The sequence below is a fragment of the Methyloversatilis sp. S146-33 genome (assembly GCF_059552495.1).
On sequence record NZ_JCANOT010000036.1, the window covers coordinates 93,248 to 110,877 of the forward strand.

A 17,630-nucleotide genomic window follows, 5' to 3' on the forward strand; every position below is an offset into this window, starting at 1 on the left:
CCCCACCCCGATGGCGGATCTGACGCATCTGCCATGAAGGGGCGGCCTTGGCCGCGACGCAGCCGTCGCAGACCACTGGCTTCGATCCCCGCTGCTGTCGGGGTCAGAAGACCCCTCCCACAGAGCGCTTGCCCTGATGAGCGACAGGCGCCGTTCCTGTGGGAGCGGCCTTGGCCGCGACGCGGCCGTCGCAGACCACCGGCTTCGATCCCCCGATGCTGACGGGGTCAGAAGCCCCCTCCCACAGAACCCCCGCACAATCTCAGGTCGTGGATCGGGCGCACCGCCCCTGTGGGAGCGGTCTTCTGACCGCGACACGGCCGCCGCAGTCCGCCGGCTTCGATCAAGACTGCACTCTCGGATGAAGCGCCAGCGACGTCTTCAGCGCTTCGCGGCCTTCGCGAAGGCCGCGGCCAGCGCGTTGTTGGCGGCCGGCGCTTCCTTGGCTTTAGCCATCGCCCGCGGGTCAGGGCGGGCGCCGCGGTTGTCGCGGCTTCCACCGGCCGGCTTCCTCACCACCTCGTCACCCAGCCGCATGGTCAGCGCGATGCGCTTGCGCGCCAGGTCGACCTCGACCACCTTCACCTTGACGATGTCGCCCGCCTTCACCACTTCGGCCGGGTCCTTCACGAAGCGGTTGGCGATGGCCGACACGTGCACGAGCCCGTCCTGGTGCACGCCGATGTCGACGAAGGCGCCGAAGTTGGTCACGTTGGTCACCACGCCTTCGAGCTGCATGCCGGGTTCGAGGTCCTTCATGTCCTCGACGCCGTCGCGGAAGCTGGCCGTCTTGAACTCCGGGCGCGGGTCGCGGCCCGGCTTTTCCAGTTCGCGCAGGATGTCCTGCACGGTGGGCAGGCCGAAGCGCTCGTCGGTGTATTTCTGCGCCGACAGCTTCTTCACCGTGGCGGCGTCGCCGATCAGCTCGCGCGCCTTCTTCTGCACATCGGCCAGTATCCGCTCGACCACCGGATAGGCTTCCGGATGCACCGCCGAAGCATCCAGCGGATCGTCGCCATTCATGATGCGCAGGAAGCCGGCGCACTGTTCGAAGGTCTTGTCGCCCAGGCGCGGCACCGACAGCAGGGCCTTGCGCGAGGGGAAAGCGCCGTGCGCGTCGCGGTGGGCGACGATGTTCTGCGCCAGCGTCGAGTTCAGGCCGGAAATGCGCGCCAGCAGCGGGGCGGACGCGGTGTTCACGTCGACGCCCACGGCATTGACGCAGTCCTCGACCACCGCGTCGAGCGAGCGCGCGAGCTTGGTCTGGCTCACGTCGTGCTGGTACTGGCCGACGCCGATGGCCTTGGGGTCTATCTTCACCAGTTCGGCCAGTGGGTCCTGCAGCCGGCGGGCGATCGACACCGCGCCGCGCAGGCTCACGTCGAGACCGGGGAATTCCTTCGCCGCCAGTTCGGACGCCGAATACACCGAAGCACCCGCTTCCGACACGACGATCTTGGTCATCGCCAGTTCCGGCTTCAGCTTGATCAGATCGGCCGCCAGCTTGTCGGTTTCGCGGCTGGCGGTGCCGTTGCCGATGGCGATCAGTTGCACGCCGTGCTTCTGCGCGAGTGCAGACAGCGTGTGCAGCGAGCCGTCCCAGTCGCGGCGCGGCTCGTGCGGGTAGATGGTGGCGGTATCGACCAGCTTGCCGGTGGCGTCGACCACCGCCACTTTCACGCCGGTGCGGATGCCGGGGTCCAGGCCCATGGTGACGCGCGGGCCGGCCGGAGCGGCCAGCAGCAGGTCCTTCAGGTTCTTGGCGAACACGCGGATCGCTTCCAGTTCGGCACGGCTGCGCAGCTCACCCATCAGGTCGAGCTCGATGTGCACCGACAGCTTGACGCTCCAGGTCCAGCGCGCGGTGTCGACCAGCCAGCGATCGGCGGCACGGCCCTGGTCGCGGATGCCGGCATGCGTCATGACGCGGCGTTCGCAGGGGTTGGGCTCGGGCGAGCGGCTGCCGTCTTCCGGGTCGGTATCGAGCGCCAGCTTCACCCGCAGCGCCTCTTCGTTGCGACCGCGGAACAGCGCCAGCGCACGGTGCGACGGAATGTCGGCCAGCTTTTCGCGGTAGGCGAAGTAGTCGCGGAACTTGGCCGCTTCGGCGTCGTTGTCCTTGCCGTCCGCCACCGTGGCGACGACCACGCCATGCTCGGTCACGTAGTCGCGCAGCGCGCCGACGAGCTCCGCGCTCTCGGCGAAGCGTTCCATCAGGATCTGCCGCGCGCCGTCGAGCACCGCCTTGGCGTCGGCGAAGCCGGCTTCGGCGTTCAGGAACTTCGCGGCTTCGGCTTCCGGCGTCAGTGTCGGGTCGGCCAGCAGCGCGTCGGCCAGCGGCTCGATGCCCGCTTCGCGCGCGATCTGCGCCTTGGTGCGACGCTTCTGCTTGTAGGGCAGATACAGATCTTCCAGCCGCTGCTTGCTGTCGGCGTTCTCGATCTCGGCGCGCAGCGCTGGCGTGAGCTTGCCCTGTTCGTCGATGCTGGCGATCACCGCGACGCGGCGCTCTTCCAGCTCGCGCAGGTAGCCGAGCCGTTCCTCCAGCAGGCGCAGTTGCGTGTCGTCGAGGCCGCCGGTGGCTTCCTTGCGGTAGCGCGAAATGAAGGGCACGGTCGCGCCTTCGTCCAGCAGGGCGACGGCGGCGTTGATCTGTTGCGGGCGTGCGCCCAGTTCTGCGGCGAGCCGCTGTTCGATCGGTGGGAGCATTTGAAGCGGGCAGGATGGACAACGGGAGGCGCGAACCATACCCACGCGAGGCGGCGGCCGCAAGCCGGTAAAATGCGGCCTGACCTTTCTTGGGCATCGCCGTCCGCGCGATGCCGCGATCCACATGCTGTCCGACATGAACGCGCCTCAGCGCGAGGCGGTGAAATATCTCGACGGCCCACTGCTGGTGCTGGCCGGTGCCGGCTCGGGCAAGACGCGCGTGATCACGCGCAAGATCGCCTATCTGGTGCAGGAGTGCGGCTTCGACCCGCGCAACATCGCCGCCATCACCTTCACCAACAAGGCGGCCAAGGAAATGCAGGAGCGCGCCTCGCACCTGCTCGAAGGGCGCGCCGGCAAGCAGCTCAACATTTCCACCTTCCACGCGCTCGGCGTGAAAATGCTGCGCACCGAAGCGAAGGCGGCCGGGCTCAAGCCCGCCTTCTCGATACTCGATTCGTCGGATGCCACGGCCATCGTGTCCGACATTTCGAAGGAAACCGAGAAGTCGCGGCTGCGCGCGCTGGTGTCGCGCATATCGGGCTGGAAGAACGCGATGCTGCCTCCGTCGGCCGCCGCGTCGCACGCCGCCGACGAGATGGAGGCGCTGGCCGCCCGCGTCTATGAAGAGTACGAACGCACGCTGCGCGCCTACCAGGCGGTCGATTTCGACGACCTGATCGGCATCCCGGCGCGCCTGCTCGCCAGCGACGAAGAGCTGCTCGAACGCTGGCAGCGCCGGCTGCGCTATCTGCTGATCGACGAGTACCAGGACACCAACAGCTGCCAGTACCAGATCGTCAAGCTGCTCGCAGGGCATCGCGGCGCCTTCACCGCGGTCGGCGACGACGATCAGGCCATCTACGCCTGGCGCGGCGCCGACGTCGAGAACCTGCGCAATCTGCAGACCGATTACCCGAAGCTGAAGGTGATCAAGCTCGAACAGAACTACCGCTCGATGCAGCGCATCCTGTCTGCGGCCAACACGCTGATCGCGCGCAACGAAAAGCTGTTCGACAAGAAGCTGTGGTCCGACATGGGCCGCGGCGATCCGATCACGCTGTTCATCGCGCGCGACGCCGAGCACGAGGCGGAGAGCGTGGCCATGCGCATCGCCTCGCACAAGTTCGAACACCGCGGCAAGTTCAGCGACTACGCAGTGCTTTACCGCGGCAACCATCAGGCGCGGGTGATCGAAACGGCGCTGCGCGAGCAGAAAATTCCCTACATCGTCAGCGGCGGCCAGAGCTTCTTCGACCGCGCCGAAATCAAGGACGTGATGGCCTATCTGCGGCTGATCGCCAATGGCGACGACGACCCCGCATTCATCCGCGCGGTGACAACGCCCAAGCGCGGCATCGGCGGCATGAGTCTGGAAGCGCTCGGCCGCTACGCCGGCGAACGCCACATCGGCCTGTTCGCCGCGATGTTCGAAACCGGCGCCGAACAGGCGCTGCCGGCGCGCGCGCTGACGCCGTTGCGCGAGTTCGGCGACTTCATCAACCGGCTCGAATGGCGCGCCCGCACCGAGGCACCGCGCCTCTTGCTTGAAGACCTGCTCCGCGGCATCGGCTACGAAACCTGGCTGTTCGAACAGTTCGAGCCGAAGGAAGCGGAAACGCGCTGGAACAATGTGCGCGAATTCGTCGACTGGATGGGACGCAAGGGTGAGGAAGACGGCAAGACGCTGATGGAGCTGACGCAGACCGTCGCGCTGATCACCATGCTGGACAAGCGTGACGACGGCGAGGAACGCGACGCGGTGCAGCTATCGACGCTGCACGCGTCGAAGGGTCTGGAGTACAAGCACGTGTTCCTGATCGGCCTGGAGGAGGGCATCCTGCCGCACCGCGAATCCATCGACGGCGGCAAGATCGAAGAAGAGCGCCGGCTCATGTACGTCGGCATCACGCGCGCGCAGCGCACGCTGACGCTGAGCCACTGCGAGCGGCGCAAGAGCGGGCGCGAATCGCGCGACTGCGAGCCGTCGCGCTTCATTTCCGAAATGGGCGAGGACGTGCAGCGGCCGAAGAAGGACGGCGCCGCGCCCACTGCCGAAGACCGCGCCACCAACGTCGCGCGGCTGGAGGCGATGAAAGCACTGCTGGCCGGCAAGGGGCCGGCAGGGGGCTGACCGGCGTCGCGCTCACCTCGCACGCGACACGCTCGCTGCAGACAACGGGCTCCGATCCCGGCCGCTGTCGGGGTCAGAAGACCCCTCCCACAGCACCCGAGCGCGGGCTCAAGCCGTGGATCGGATGCATCGCCCCTGCGGGGGTTTCTGACCGCGACACGGCCGCCGCCATTCTCAGGCTTCGATACGCGCCGCTGCCGTGGTCGGAGGCCCCCTCCCACAGAAACCCGGGCTGTGGATCCGGCGCCACACCCCTGTGGGAGCGGTCTTCTGACCGCGACGCGGCCGCTGCCATTCTCAGGCTTCGATTCGGGCCGCTGCCGTGGTCGGAGGCTCCCTCCCCCAGAGATCCGGCCGGGGCTCCGGTCGTGGGCCAGGCGCACCGCTATCCGCTCATGTCGACCGCCACAGACGAAAAAAGGCCCGCCGATCGGCGGGCCTTTTCTTTACAGCGACGCTGCGCTTACTTCTTCTCTTCGTATGCCGGCGCTGCGATGGCGGCAGCGTCGACCGGCGCGGCCGGGGCAGCGGCAGCCGGTTCAGCAGCGGCATCGGCCGCCTTCGGCTCGGCGAAGTTCGCACCCGCCTTGTTGCCCATGTAGGCGACCGCACGCGTGATCTCTTCATCGCTCAGCGAGGCGTTGCCGCCCTTGGCGGGCATCGCGCCCTTGCCGTTGATCGCCGACTTCACCAGCGCGTCGAGACCGGTGGCAATGCGGCTGGCCCAGGCGCCGCTGTCGCCCAGCTTCGGCGCGCCGGCCATGCCTGCGTCGTGACAGGCGGCACAGGCGCCCTTGTAGATCTGCTCGCCCGTCTTCGGGCCCTTGGCTTCCGGCTCACCCAGAGCGAGTTGCGCGACCGGCTGGATCGCGCGCGACACCACTTCCGGATCAGGATTGCTGGCGCCCTTGTAGCCGGACGACACGTACTGGGCCACCAGCACGCCCAGACCGACAAACACCACAAATGACAGTACGACCACCGCGATCAGCTGTTGCGGCGTCTTGATGAGAGTTTCGTGCTCTTCGTGCGCGTCCGACATGGTGCCTTCCTCTGATGACCTGGATAGGGTTGGAAAAACAGAACGCGCCATTATAGCGGCAGCCGGCGCCGCCTGCGCCCCAAACGCACGGCCCGCATGGACGCGCGGGCCCAAAGCGGCTATCCTTCGCCGCCTGCGGGCTGTTTCACCGCCCGCAATGCGCCCGTAGCTCAGCTGGATAGAGTACTGCCCTCCGAAGGCAGGGGTCGTGCGTTCGAATCGCGCCGGGCGCGCCACGCATTCAACGGGTCAGTCTTCGCGGATTGGCCCGTTTTCCTTTTCCCCTCCCAGAACGCACGACGGACCGGATTCTTCTCCGCGTCGGCTTCCACTTCGATCAGCAGCGCGAACGGATCGATCTCAAGCACTTCAGCCAACCGTGCGCACGCGTAAGCGTCCGGCACGCGATCACCCTTGCGGTAATCGGAAATTCTTTGCTTGTTCAGCGAAAGCATGTTCGCCAGCGCGTAGTCGCTTGAAATACCAAGCTTTTCTTTCGCTGCGTCTAATACCTTCGTGATATCCATGGCTCGTCCTCTCGGTTGGTTCGTCAATTCTAGTCCGGATTCGGGACTTGACGGACGTCCCAAATCCGGACTAGGCTCCGTCGCGTCCCGATTTGGGACTTATCGGAGTACATCGTCATGTCTGAACCCGCAGCCCTCCCGGTCAAATCGACCAAGCCCGCTATTCCGTACGGCGTCGTAACCATCCACGGAAAAGTGTCCCAGCGCCGCAAAGCCGGCAATCGTGTCCTGACCCTTCTGACCATGCCGGCGCCGGACGAGTACTCCAGCCCGTCGACGGTCGAGATCACCAGCGCCAAGCCGCTCGGCCAGGTCGATGAAATGATCGAAGTGAAATGCCGCCTGCAGGGCTACCGCCGCACGTACAAGGCGACCGACCCGGACACGGGAGAAATCCGCAACATCGCAACCGCTGATAACCGCCTGTTCCACATCGAGGACTGAGCGTGATCGCGCTGCACGTCCAGAAGCATCCGACGGAGCCTTTCGGCTTCGTCGGATTTTTTTCGCCCGAGTCGGCCGCGGTGCTGTCGCGGTTCTATCGGTCGAGCGGGTGCGAAGTCGAGCTGAAGGCGGTCCCGCCTGTCTCGCTCGGCGGTCCGTGCGTGCCCCCGGCTGAGTGCTCGGCGGGGGCCTCGGAAGTCGTAGGGTCGTATGTAACACCCTACTTTAGTGCAATGGGTTGCACTTTTCTGGATTCAACCCCTGCCGATCCTGACGTTCTCGGACTCTCTGACCACCCTACTTTAGTCTCACCGGTGAGACTGGGCGAAGGGTCCGGCGAGTGATTGACTGGCTCACCCTGCGGATTCCGCTCGACGTTTCCGGCCTCGGTCCGGAACTGTCGAAGCGCCTGCGCGAATCGATGAACACCGTTCATTGCTTCGACCCGGAGGGCGTCGAGATGTGGCGCAAGGCCGTCGTCGATTTCGACAGCCTGCGCAGCGACACGCCCGGAATCTGCTGGATGACCCACAGCGACGGCGTACAGACCTGGCTGGCCATCGGGGCCAGCCCCGCCAGTCTGGAGCACGGCTGCAACGTCTTCGGCTCGGATGACATCGTGCATTGCGCCCGCGTGATCATCGAGCACGCCGCCAAGGCACTCCGCGCCGCTCTTCCGATGGTCCGCTCATGGACCGTCCGCCGCATCGACATCACCGAAAACTATCTGCTGCCGACCGCCGACGCGGTGAAGCACGCGCTTCGCGTCCTGCTGCAGACCGACGGCGGTCACCGCCGCGCGTCGAGCCCGAAGTCGGGCGGCGACTCGGTCTATTGGAATCCGAAGTCAGTCCGCTCAAAGGGCAAGGCTTATCACAAGGGGCCGCAGCTGCGCGCCCTCATGCGCAAAACCTCAGTCGCAATCAGCGACGCCCAACTCGAGATCGCCGACCGAATGCTCCGCCTGGAGCACACGCGCGGCGCCCAGTTCTTCCGCGATTTTGAAAAAGCCGGCCGGCACTGGTTCGACCTGTCCATCGAAGACCTACGGAAATTCCATACAGATTTTTTCGGCCGGATGTTCGGCGAAGTAGAGGTGAAAGACATGAGCGACGTTCTTCCGCGCCTGCAGGCGCTCCAAGTTTCGCATGCGAAAACCGGCCACCTCGTGCCGATCTCCGAAGGTCAGGCGCTCGCCGCATTCCGGACGTGGTCCGTCATTAAGTCCTGCGGCGTCTCTCACGCCAAAGAATCCATGCCGAAGCGCACGTGGTACCTGCACACCAAACTCCTGCGCGCCGCAGGCCTCGGCGACATGGACATCTCCACCGCCGAAATCGTCCCGTTTCGCCGCCATGTCGTCGTGATCGATGACCCGGTCCGTTCGTGGGCCGATTGCAAGGTCGCTGCCTGATGCCATACGCCGCCAACGGCCAATGCTTCGCGACGCTGGCTGAAGCCGTCGCCGTCGAGTGCGTCCGCACCGGCGGCGCCTGCTATCAGGCCGGCTCACGTCTCGTCGGCCATGTCGCCAGCACTGGTAAGGCGTACGTCCTGACCGGCGACGCGCTGACCGTTCTCCCCGTTGCCCAGTGCGCGACCGTCACGGCGTCCTTTCCCGCGACCGTCGCAGGCAATCAGGTTTCCTCGCCCGTTCCGCAGTGGGGCGCCGATGCCGGCGTCCTCGCGACCTGCTCCATCCAGCAGATACAGATTCAAGGCGTCCCGAACATTCCGCCCAACTGGGCCGAAGTCTCCGCGTTCTGTTCGCTCGGCTTCGGCTTCACGTTCGCGGCCTACCTCTTTGCCCAGCCCTTCGGCGAACTGATTCGCCTGGTCCGAAAGGCCAAAGGCTCATGAATTCGGCCATCGCCGATAACGGCCCGGCGTCTTCCGGGATCTTCAGGAGAAGCAACCATGTTCAAGAACCGTCACACGCTCGCCCGCAAATTCGGTGCCGTCGTCGCCCTGACCGCTCCGGTCGCTGCGTTTGCCACCACCACCCCGACCACCGCCCAGGCGCTGGCGTCCGGCATCTCGTGGGCGGACGCCACGGCTGCCGTGCTGGTCGGCTCCGCCGCCATCATCGCCTTCCGCGTGCTCACGACCGCCGCTGACATCGTGCTGGCCCGTATCAGCAAGGCCAAGGGCGGCTAATTCGGCAGTAACCGGGGGCTTCGGCCCCCATTCTCTTTTCAGGGGGTGAATCGTGATCGCGTGGAGCTTGTATGACTTCTGGAATGCAGCCGGCTTCCTGACAGGCATTTCCATGGCATGGGCTGTTCTGATCGGGATGCGGACATGAAGCGCGCCGTCGTTTTCCTCATAGCACTTGTCGTCGGCGCCTCCGCGTTCGCCGCGCTTCCGGCAGCGTTGATCTTGATCGAGGAAGCGGCCGTTGCACTCGGCGGCGTCGTGCTTCGCCAAGCCGGAAAGGAAGCCGTAATCACACTGGGCACTGCGGCGAACGATGCGACATGGGCCACGGCGGCAACGGTCGGCGGCTCCAGCGGTTCGGGCACCGCAGCAAACATCATTGCCTTCCTTGGCCTCGGCGTGCTGTCCGGAAGCACCGGCGACGAGAAGTATCAAGTCCCGCTGAAGCCCAATGTCAGCATTCCGAAGCCGCCCCTATCGGGTATGGGCACCGGTACGCAGTCGCCCCTGTCTTCGTCCGTTCGCTTCGGCCCATTCGCCACAAGTTCCGACAGCTATGCAGGCCCCGGTGGGGCCTTGGTCTATTTCAAGGCGGATACGGCAATGACGGGCGACCAGATCGTTTCGGCATTCGCAGCCTGGAAAGAGTCGTGCGTCACCGCCGGGCCGTGCGCGTCGTTCTCGTATCGAAACTTTCGCCTGCGCGTCCGAGAGGATCTGTATTCAAACGTCACGTACGGCGGCACGACGTACCTGTTCAATCAGGCCGAAGTTGTCTACGAGCAGAAGCACACATCGAATCCGTCGTTCTCGGATGGATTCGTCAGCAACACGAAGTTGGTCCCTAAGCTTGTCGAGCCGCCAGACGGCACGAAGCGCTTCGTCTTTGCAAATGACAAGTGGGCGCCCGACGCGTTGGACCCGGATTGGAGCCCCGCCGAGCTCGCCAGCCCGGCAGCATCGCGGATAGCGATCCGCGGCCATAACTCACTCGGTCAAGACGTTCGCGTCGACGTGTCTCTCGACGCAGCAAAGCAGGTGCAGATAAATGCCCTGACGCAGATCGAGTCGGACAAGGTCATGCATCGCAGCGTGACGCTCAACACCTCCCTTCAGCCGTCGCAGGCCTCCCAAACAGTCACCAACAGCGCGAACGTAAGCAGCTTCTACGAAACCTATCCCGAGGCCAATCCATCGACCGGCTCACAATCGGTCACCGTCCAGTTCCCCGACGACTACGCGCGTCAGCCGACGCTGCAGAGTATCGACGCCAGTTCGACCGCCATCAAAAATGCGCTTACGCAGACCGTCGCCGCGCCAACGCCCGCAGACAACACCGCCGATCTGAATCAGGCCCTTGGCTGGGGCGACACCTTCACATCTATCGTGGCGTGGCGCTTCCCTGCGCACGCCTCGACGTGCCCCGTCCTCGACTACGCCCAAGTGATCGGTGGGACCGATCTGCACGTCCATATGGACCAGCACTGCGCGCTGATCGAAGACCACCTTCGCGAACCCCTCGCCGCCGTAATGGCCATCGTCTGGTTGCTCGCCGGGTTCTTCATCGTCATGGAGGCCTGATCCATGCTCGGAATCTTTCAGCCTGTCATTGCCTTCCTTCTGCAGCACGTCGTGATCAAGTTCGGCGTGTTTGCCGCCCTGATCGCCGTTCTGTCCGTTCTCATGCCGATGGCTATGGCCCGCGTCGCGCCCTGGGTGTCCTCGTCGGCCTTCACCTCCGCTTTCGCCTCGCTGCCGGCCGGCGTCTGGTATTGGATCGACTTGTTCCAGCTGGGGACAGGTCTTCCCATCATTCTTGCCGCGTACGTTGCCCGCTTCGTGATTCGGCGCCTACCGGTGATCGGCTGATGGCGATCAAGGTAGCGACCGGCCTGCAGGGCCATGGCAAGACATACGAAACCGTCTTGCATGCCATCTGCCCCGCCATCAAGCAAGGCCGGCGCGTCGTCACCAACGTCGCCGGCCTCGATTACGAAAAGATCGTGGCGTATGTGTCGCCGGACGAGGCGCCTGCGGGGGACCCCGCTTCGGGAGAAGCGGGGGTGCAGGCCCCGAAGGCCGGCGTCATCGTTTCGGTGACGAGAAAGCAGATCCGCGCCGACGACTTCTTCCCGCGCCTGGACGACGAAGGTCACTACGACCCGAGCTTCGAATCCCTCGTGATGCCGGGAGACCTGGTCGTGCTCGATGAGGCGTGGGCGATCTGGGGCGACACGAAGAGCGTGAAGCCCACCGACATGGCCTTCCTGCGCGAGCACCGTCACTTCACTCACCCGGATACCGGCGTTACCTGCGATCTGATCCTGATCACCCAGGACATCAGCGATCTTGCGCGCAGCGTCCGCAGCGTCGTCGAGATGACGACGCTCTGCTACAAGCCGAAGGAAATCGGCATCACAACGGCCTACATCGTCGATCTGTATCAGGGCGCCAAGCTCCACCGAACACGACGCATCAGCACCCACCGCTATTTCTACAAGCCCGAGGTCTTCGAGCTCTATTCGAGCTACAGCGGCAAGAAGGCCAAGGAAGTCGGCGTTGATAGCCGGCAGAACATGTTCTCTGGCGCGGGCCTTCGTTTGAAGCTCGGCGTAGCCCTGCTCGTCGTGATCGGCGCCGGCTGGTGGGTGCTGCGCTTCTTCAACCCTGACCGCGTTAGCGGCCCGGTCGTGGATGACCCTGCAGCCGCGACGCCTTCTGCTCCTGCCCCTATCGCCGCAGCCATGGTTCAGACCACGCCGCCATCGGCCAAGCCCTCGGCCTCGGCTCGCAACGTCGGCTTTGTTCGCATCGGCGAACGCATGGTGTTCGTCATCGAGACCGACACCGGTCGCTACCGCTATCAAGAGAACCCGGAGTCCTTCATGGTCAATGCGCACACGTCGAACATTCAGTTCGAGGGCCAGACCCTCACGCCGTGGCAGGGAGGTCGCACGGGCGGCGGTGGTCTGTTCGGGGGGCTGTCGAAATGATCCGCGCGCTGCTGTTCGCGCTGCTCGTGTGGTCCGCGCCAATCTTCGCAGCAGAAGCTGTGACGCTTCAGTTCGACGAAATCCGGATTGCACCGCTTGCCCGGATCGTCCTCGGCGACGTCCTGCAGGTCGGTTACGTCCTGGACGCGGACGTGCTCAAGGACGACGCGCCCATCACCATCAAGACATCGGCCGTCACCACGGCGAACGCCTTCGACTGGCTTCAAGCCGTCGTGCAGCCCTACGGCTACACGCTTACACGTGATCGCTACGGCGTCCGGCTGGCGAAGGGCGTGAAGGCATCCGAGGATCTGGAATCCTTCTTCTACCGTCCGCGCTTCCGGTCGTTCGGCTACATCATCGAGCTCGTGCGCCCCTTCTTCCCGCGCGGTCAGTGGTCCTTCGAGCGCGCCGCCACCGTGCCCGGCGGCGTGCCCAATGCCGGCGGTGCCGCAGAGAAACCACCGGCAGGCATGGGCGCCGCAATTGGCCGAATCGACACTGACGCCTTCGTGTATCAATCCACGCCTGCCGACGTGCGCCGGCTCCGGGAATTTCTGGCCCAGGTCGATACCCGGACACCAGAAGTCGTGATCCGCGCAGCGGTATATGAGGTGAGCCACATTCAGCGGGATTCCTCTGGCGTCAGCCTGGCCGTGTCGCTCCTGAGTGACCGCCTTGGGCTCAACCTCGGCAAGCCTGTTTCCGGCGCCTGGTCGGCTTCGCTGAACATCGCCGGCATTCAGGCCGCATTTGCGGCGCTGTCCAGCGACACACGCTTCAAGTCCCTGAGCCGGCCGGAGCTCCGCGTCGCCTCGGGCGCGACCGGCCGTGTAACGGTCGGCGCAGATGTGCCGGTGCTTGGCGCAGTCACGACGGCAGGCAACGGCACCGTTACCCAGTCCGTCGAGTACCGCGCCTCCGGCGTCATCCTCGACGTGTCACCGGTGGTCCTCGACTCGATCATCGAACTCAAGGTGCGGCAGGAAAGCTCCTCCTTCGTCCAGACCTCGACCGGCGTCAATCAGTCGCCCACCTTGCTCAAGCGCGCGGTCGAAACCCGCGTCCAGGTCGAGCCGGGGTCGCTGGTCGTGTTCGGTGGCCTGCAGGAAACCCGAACCGGTGACGACGCAAGCGGCTGGTCATTCGTCCCGGACTGGCTCAAAGCCAAGACCCGCGAAAACAGCGATACCGAGCTCGTTCTAGTCCTTCACGTGGAGTCCATCTGATGCTGCTCTCCGTTCCGCTCTGCCTCCGATTCGTGGCGCTGGCCAGCCCGGCGCAGATTGATCGCCTCAAGGTGCTCGCGTGCCTGGCCATGCTGATCGACCACGTGAATAGCGCGCTCCTCGGCGGCGCCTACCTCTGGCCCGCGCTGGTCGGTCGGGCCGCGTTGCCGGTGTTCGTCGTCGCCTTCGCCGAGAACCTGACGCTCTCGCCGGATCGCCTGCAGCGTTCGGCGTCGCGCTTGTGGGTCGCGTCCCTGCTGGCTCAGCCGGCGTTCGTTCTCGCCTTCGATGGTCCGTGGTGGGGGGCGAACATTCTTGTCCTGTTCGCTGTAGTCGCCCAGGCGCTTCGCTGGGGACTGGACGGCGGCACCGCGCAACGGGTTTCTGCTGGCCTGCTGCTGGCGGGCGGTTCGCTCGTGCTCTCGACCACGTACGGCGCTGCAGGCGTCGCTTTCGCGCTTTCGTCGGTTGCGCTGCTTCACCCGTACCGATTCGCGCACTCAGGTGCCGCCGTAGCCGTCTGGTGGGTGTCACTGCTCGCGCTCAATCCGGCTCACCCGTTGTTCGCTGTGGCGGGTGCTGTCGGCCTCGCGGCGCTTCTCTGGATGTCCGGCAAGGGGCTGAGCGGCTGGGCTGGGCGATTCGTGCCGCCACGGGCCTTTTTGGCCTTCTACGTCGGACACCTGGCTACTTTAGCGGCTTTGATCTTGATGAACGGGCAACGAGGGTGACGCCGGTAATGGCTCTGACCGAAAGCCTGCCGCACGCTTGCCGGACATCGCACCCTCGCAATGTGCGTCAGCTAACATTCACAAATGCTCCGACTCATTCTTCTTTCTGGCTGCACGCTGTTGTGTGGCACCTCATACGCCGCTCGCCCGTTCGTCACCGACGACGCGCGATTGACGACAGCGGGCAGTTGTCAGTTAGAGAGCTGGAGCCGCGTCTATCGGGACAGTGTGGAGCTCTGGGCATTGCCAGCCTGCAATCCGTTCGGAAATCTGGAGATAACTGCAGGCATTGGGGTTGCCAAGTCGGATCGGCAATCGGGTACGAGCGATCAGGTGTACCAGCTAAAGACCCTGTTCCGGCCACTTGTTGCCAACGACTGGGGCATCGGTTTAGCGGTCGGAACTGTGCGCCATCCGGCCGTTAATCCGGGCCCGAATCAGTTTGGCAACACCTATGCTTACATACCCTTTTCGATGTCCTTCGCCGATAACCGCCTTGTGCTGCACGTCAACGTTGGCCTGCTGCGTGATCGGCGTTCAGAGCGCAACAGCACTACCTGGGGCGTGGGCGCAGAAATCAAGCTAGCTGAGCGTTGGCTCGGCATCGTCGAAACGTTCGGCGACAACCATGAAAAGCCACTCTGGCAGTTTGGTGCTCGCTACTCGATTGTTCCAGACCGAGTGCAGATTGATGCCACGCTGGGTCATCAGTTCTCCGGAGAGGTCGCCGAGCGATGGTTCTCGTTCGGCCTGCGTCTCACACCTGACCAGTTGTTCTGACGAATTCTGCAACTGGTGCAAAAAAATGCCCGCTCAAGGCGGGCTAACAGCGCTGGGAGGGACGCGCCGTCATTCATTCTGCATCATGCCTTTCGCATGCGAAACCACCCGAGACCCAAATGAGCACATGAAAGCGTGAAGGATTGCTTCGGGCGTCATCGAGGCGATTTCCGGCCCGTAGTTGATCGCCCACAGCTTCATGACGATCTGATCCCGGTCGCCATCGTTCGCCACGACGGCGGCGCTGTAGCCGATCAGGTACGACATTCCGTTGCTGCCGTGGTCCAGTCCTGAAAAGAAGCCTTTCCAGAAGGTCGCCGCCTCCGGCTCCAGGTCCTTCCAAAGCTCCGCCGCCGCCTCCATGTCCTCGGCGCCGGCAGCTTCCACAACCCGCCACGCCTCCATCTGCTGCACCGCGATCTCCATCCGCGCGCGTTCCGCCGCTGCCGCGACCTCCTCCGGCGTGGCCGTCTTCGGCGCCTGGCTGGGAGCCTTTTCCTTCTTCTCGGGTTGATCCGGCTTTCCGGACTGAACGGCCTTCAGCAGCTCGCGCGCCTTCGCGCGGTCGATCTCTCCGCGCCGCACCGACTCGGCCAGCGCCCACGAATGGTTCGTTCCATGCGGGTGGTGCTCGCAAATCTTCGCCAGCGTGTTCAGCAGGTCGAAGTCCGCTGTAACGCCGTCCTCCAGAAGCTTGCGGATGTGAAACGGATACTCCGGCTTCATCACAGCGGCGCGCTTTGAGCACCACGACAGCGACTTGTTCACCTTCTCCGCAACGGCGGTCAAGCTCCCGAGGTGTTCCAGCAGGCGCCACACGACACGCGCTTCGTCCTGGGCGCTCATGTCCTCGCGCTGGATGTTCTCCGCGAACTGCATCAGTTCGGCCGCGTCATCGTCCAGGGTGCCGACCATGGCCGGAACGAACTTCAGACCGGCCAGCTTCGCCGCCGCAAGCCGTCGATGCCCGGCGATCACGAACGGCGCACCGTCGATCACACGCACCAGCAGCGGCTGCAGGATGCCATTCACCTCGATATCGGCGGCCAGCTCCGTAACGCCGGCCGGATCGATCTCGCTCCGGATGTTGTCCCGCGTCTGAATTGAAGCCACGTCCAGCCAATCCAGCGCCGGACCGCCTTGCGGTCGAACGGCGCCGGATTGCTCCGCGCCCGTCTTCTTCGAACCGGCCTTCTTGGCCGTCGCCTTCTTGATGCTGGTTACCGTCGTCATCGCAAAACCTCCAGTGGTTTAACGCCTACCTGGGCGCTAGATTCCGAGCCCGGTTCGTCGTCTGGCTCGCCGTTGCAACAGATGTCAAAGGGGCTCGTTTCGCCTTCCCGTTCGCTGAGTTCCTCGCCCACGGTTCGCCCGGACAGCCGCGCGAAGCGCGCATCGTTCCTTGTGGTTGCAAAAGAACGTGACAGACGCGCAGCGGCTGGCGCGTAGCGCGTGAGCGCGGTCTTTTGTCCCCACACCGATTTCGGTAGGGCAGTGGCGAGGAACTCAGCGAACGGGAAGGCGATGTCGGCTGCTGGTGCGCGGGACGGCGAGACACGGCGCGCTGCGCGCGCCGCTCCGGGCGAAGCCCGCAAACCGCCGTTTGCAAGCGGAGCGCGCAGGCCGGAGGCCGAAGGCGAGAGGGATACGGAAGCCCGCGGAGCGGTCCCGAAGGGATGAGCCGAAGGCGAAGCTGCAGCAGCCCGGCCCGAAGGGCTCGCACCGTGCCATTTACTTCTCCAGCCCGTGCAGCTACTTTCTCGGGTCCCCTCGCGAATTCCCACGCGCGCGCGGTTTGCCATTGTCATCAAAGCCCTAACGGCTTCGACGTCCTGGCCCTTCTCCGTGATTGCCCGAGCCTGTGCCCTTGATCACAACTCGGAGTTTCGGACTATGCAGAATGAGTTGGTCGGGCCGAAAGACCGGGCCATGAAACACACCTATGAAGAGGTCGCGCCGCCGGCCTCCATGACGTTTGACGACGCCATCGGCGCCTATCTGTCCGTTAAGCCGCACCTTAACAAGAGCGCCCAGCGCGACCACTACAGCCTCAAGCACCTGCGGCCCTACTTCGGTGGAAAACCGTTGCGCGACATCAAGCGCGCACACGTCCGCGCCTACATCTCGCAGCGCCTCGACGGAGGCGTGAAGATCGCCACCGTCCGCCGAGAACTGCGCCTGGTCTGCGCCGCCATCAACTTCGTGCGGCTGGAGTTCGACCTGCAGGACCTCCCGAACCCTGTCGAGAGGCTGGGCCTCGCCACGGAAGAACCGCGCGTCCGGTGGATCTCCCGCACAGAAGCTGCGCGCCTGGTCGCCGAAGCGGAGCAGTCATCACCTCGGCCTCACCTCGCCGCGTTCATCCGGCTGGCACTCAACACCGGGTGCAGGCGCGGCGAGCTGCTGAACCTCGAATGGTCACGCGTCGACTTCCCGCAACGTCGATTCCTGCTCGAAGGCAGGCACACCAAGACGCGCCGCCGCCGCTCGATCGCACTCAACGACGACGCACTTAGAACGCTGCTTCGCTTGAAGGCATGGCAGGACGAGCACGTCCCCGGCTCGCCGTGGGTCTTCGGCTGGAAGCACGGCAGCAGGATCACGACCTTTAAGACCAGCTGGACATCGGCGCTGAAGCGCGCCGGTATTGAGAACTTCAGGATTCACGACTTGCGCCACACCTTCGCAAGCTGGCTCGTGATGCAGGGGGAGTCGATCTATGTGGTGAAGGATCTGTTAGGACACTCGAGTGTCACTCAGACGGAAATCTATGCACACCTCGCCCCTAGTCAAGCTGTTGCTGCGGTGCAGCGGCTGCTTCCATTTTGACGGACGGATTTCCTTTGCGACCAGTGCTGTATAAATATACAGTATTGGTCGTCAT

At 64.5% G+C, this 17,630-nt stretch carries 15 protein-coding genes and 1 tRNA gene; 13 read left to right on the plus strand and 3 right to left on the minus strand.

Features of this window, described 5'->3' with window-relative positions:
- Positions 1 to 381 precede the first annotated feature (381 nt).
- Positions 382 to 2,709, minus strand: a complete 2,328-nt coding sequence (locus AC51BJ_RS14935) for a Tex family protein (RefSeq protein ID WP_496280748.1) — start codon at positions 2,707 to 2,709, stop codon at positions 382 to 384.
- Positions 2,710 to 2,833: 124 nt separating this feature from the next.
- Between AC51BJ_RS14935 and AC51BJ_RS14940 the strand changes: the two genes are divergently transcribed.
- Positions 2,834 to 4,843, plus strand: coding sequence for a UvrD-helicase domain-containing protein (locus AC51BJ_RS14940; RefSeq protein ID WP_496280749.1), 2,010 nt, complete (start codon positions 2,834 to 2,836; stop codon positions 4,841 to 4,843).
- Positions 4,844 to 5,306: 463 nt separating this feature from the next.
- Here the strand turns inward: AC51BJ_RS14940 and AC51BJ_RS14945 are convergent, their stop codons facing one another.
- Positions 5,307 to 5,885: a c-type cytochrome gene (locus AC51BJ_RS14945; protein ID WP_430432476.1), complete on the minus strand. Its 579-nt coding sequence runs from the start codon at positions 5,883 to 5,885 to the stop codon at positions 5,307 to 5,309.
- Between the two features lie 159 nt (positions 5,886 to 6,044).
- On the opposite strand from AC51BJ_RS14945, the gene AC51BJ_RS14950 reads away from it, so the two are divergent.
- From AC51BJ_RS14950 to AC51BJ_RS15000, 11 genes are all read left to right on the plus strand, one after another.
- Positions 6,045 to 6,121 (plus strand) — tRNA-Arg (locus AC51BJ_RS14950).
- Positions 6,122 to 6,529: 408 nt separating this feature from the next.
- Complete coding sequence (locus tag AC51BJ_RS14955; RefSeq protein ID WP_341422685.1) at positions 6,530 to 6,856, plus strand: hypothetical protein; 327 nt, start codon at positions 6,530 to 6,532, stop codon at positions 6,854 to 6,856.
- A 340-nt stretch (positions 6,857 to 7,196) separates the two neighbouring features.
- Positions 7,197 to 8,270, plus strand: a complete 1,074-nt coding sequence (locus AC51BJ_RS14960; RefSeq protein ID WP_496280750.1) for a phage/plasmid replication protein, II/X family — start codon at positions 7,197 to 7,199, stop codon at positions 8,268 to 8,270.
- Positions 8,270 to 8,716: a hypothetical protein gene (locus tag AC51BJ_RS14965; protein ID WP_341422687.1), complete on the plus strand. Its 447-nt coding sequence runs from the start codon at positions 8,270 to 8,272 to the stop codon at positions 8,714 to 8,716. Before AC51BJ_RS14960 ends, AC51BJ_RS14965 begins: the two co-directional genes overlap by 1 nt.
- A gap of 57 nt (positions 8,717 to 8,773) precedes the next feature.
- Complete coding sequence (locus tag AC51BJ_RS14970; RefSeq protein ID WP_341422688.1) at positions 8,774 to 9,013, plus strand: hypothetical protein; 240 nt, start codon at positions 8,774 to 8,776, stop codon at positions 9,011 to 9,013.
- A gap of 144 nt (positions 9,014 to 9,157) precedes the next feature.
- Positions 9,158 to 10,594, plus strand: coding sequence for a hypothetical protein (locus tag AC51BJ_RS14975; protein ID WP_496280751.1), 1,437 nt, complete (start codon positions 9,158 to 9,160; stop codon positions 10,592 to 10,594).
- Positions 10,595 to 10,597: 3 nt separating this feature from the next.
- A complete protein-coding gene (locus AC51BJ_RS14980) occupies positions 10,598 to 10,882 on the plus strand; it encodes a DUF2523 family protein (RefSeq protein WP_341422690.1) in 285 nt (94 codons plus the stop codon).
- Positions 10,882 to 12,006, plus strand: coding sequence for a zonular occludens toxin domain-containing protein (locus tag AC51BJ_RS14985; RefSeq protein ID WP_496280752.1), 1,125 nt, complete (start codon positions 10,882 to 10,884; stop codon positions 12,004 to 12,006). Before AC51BJ_RS14980 ends, AC51BJ_RS14985 begins: the two co-directional genes overlap by 1 nt.
- The gene (locus tag AC51BJ_RS14990) at positions 12,003 to 13,235 is read left to right on the plus strand and encodes a type II secretion system protein GspD (RefSeq protein ID WP_496280753.1); all 1,233 of its coding nucleotides are present in this window, start codon (positions 12,003 to 12,005) and stop codon (positions 13,233 to 13,235) included. The genes AC51BJ_RS14985 and AC51BJ_RS14990 overlap by 4 nt, the downstream gene beginning before the upstream one ends.
- On the plus strand, positions 13,235 to 13,966 hold the full coding sequence (locus AC51BJ_RS14995; RefSeq protein ID WP_496280754.1) for a TraX family protein: 732 nt from the start codon (positions 13,235 to 13,237) through the stop codon (positions 13,964 to 13,966). The genes AC51BJ_RS14990 and AC51BJ_RS14995 overlap by 1 nt, the downstream gene beginning before the upstream one ends.
- Before the next feature lie 84 nt (positions 13,967 to 14,050).
- Positions 14,051 to 14,746 carry a PA4824 family protein gene (locus AC51BJ_RS15000; RefSeq protein ID WP_496280755.1) on the plus strand — a complete coding sequence of 232 codons (696 nt, stop codon included), beginning with the start codon at positions 14,051 to 14,053 and terminating at the stop codon, positions 14,744 to 14,746.
- Positions 14,747 to 14,815: 69 nt separating this feature from the next.
- Here AC51BJ_RS15000 and AC51BJ_RS15005 read toward each other — a convergent pair whose 3' ends face one another.
- Positions 14,816 to 15,979, minus strand: coding sequence for a ParB/RepB/Spo0J family partition protein (locus AC51BJ_RS15005; protein ID WP_496280756.1), 1,164 nt, complete (start codon positions 15,977 to 15,979; stop codon positions 14,816 to 14,818).
- A 696-nt stretch (positions 15,980 to 16,675) separates the two neighbouring features.
- On the opposite strand from AC51BJ_RS15005, the gene AC51BJ_RS15010 reads away from it, so the two are divergent.
- Positions 16,676 to 17,575 (plus strand): tyrosine-type recombinase/integrase, encoded by a 900-nt coding sequence (locus AC51BJ_RS15010; protein ID WP_496280757.1) that lies wholly within the window; start codon positions 16,676 to 16,678, stop codon positions 17,573 to 17,575.
- Positions 17,576 to 17,630: the final 55 nt, after the last annotated feature.

Coding starts and splice junctions, on each gene's coding strand:
- AC51BJ_RS14935 (WP_496280748.1), bottom strand. CDS start 2,709: ATGCTCCCACCGATCGAACAGCGGCTCGCCGCAGAACTGGGCGCACGC.
- AC51BJ_RS14985 (WP_496280752.1), top strand. CDS start 10,882: ATGGCGATCAAGGTAGCGACCGGCCTGCAGGGCCATGGCAAGACATAC.
- AC51BJ_RS15010 (WP_496280757.1), top strand. CDS start 16,676: ATGAAACACACCTATGAAGAGGTCGCGCCGCCGGCCTCCATGACGTTT.
- AC51BJ_RS15005 (WP_496280756.1), bottom strand. CDS start 15,979: ATGACGACGGTAACCAGCATCAAGAAGGCGACGGCCAAGAAGGCCGGT.
- AC51BJ_RS14955 (WP_341422685.1), top strand. CDS start 6,530: ATGTCTGAACCCGCAGCCCTCCCGGTCAAATCGACCAAGCCCGCTATT.
- AC51BJ_RS14945 (WP_430432476.1), bottom strand. CDS start 5,885: ATGTCGGACGCGCACGAAGAGCACGAAACTCTCATCAAGACGCCGCAA.
- AC51BJ_RS15000 (WP_496280755.1), top strand. CDS start 14,051: ATGCTCCGACTCATTCTTCTTTCTGGCTGCACGCTGTTGTGTGGCACC.
- AC51BJ_RS14995 (WP_496280754.1), top strand. CDS start 13,235: ATGCTGCTCTCCGTTCCGCTCTGCCTCCGATTCGTGGCGCTGGCCAGC.
- AC51BJ_RS14980 (WP_341422690.1), top strand. CDS start 10,598: ATGCTCGGAATCTTTCAGCCTGTCATTGCCTTCCTTCTGCAGCACGTC.
- AC51BJ_RS14970 (WP_341422688.1), top strand. CDS start 8,774: ATGTTCAAGAACCGTCACACGCTCGCCCGCAAATTCGGTGCCGTCGTC.
- AC51BJ_RS14990 (WP_496280753.1), top strand. CDS start 12,003: ATGATCCGCGCGCTGCTGTTCGCGCTGCTCGTGTGGTCCGCGCCAATC.
- AC51BJ_RS14940 (WP_496280749.1), top strand. CDS start 2,834: ATGCTGTCCGACATGAACGCGCCTCAGCGCGAGGCGGTGAAATATCTC.
- AC51BJ_RS14975 (WP_496280751.1), top strand. CDS start 9,158: ATGAAGCGCGCCGTCGTTTTCCTCATAGCACTTGTCGTCGGCGCCTCC.
- AC51BJ_RS14965 (WP_341422687.1), top strand. CDS start 8,270: ATGCCATACGCCGCCAACGGCCAATGCTTCGCGACGCTGGCTGAAGCC.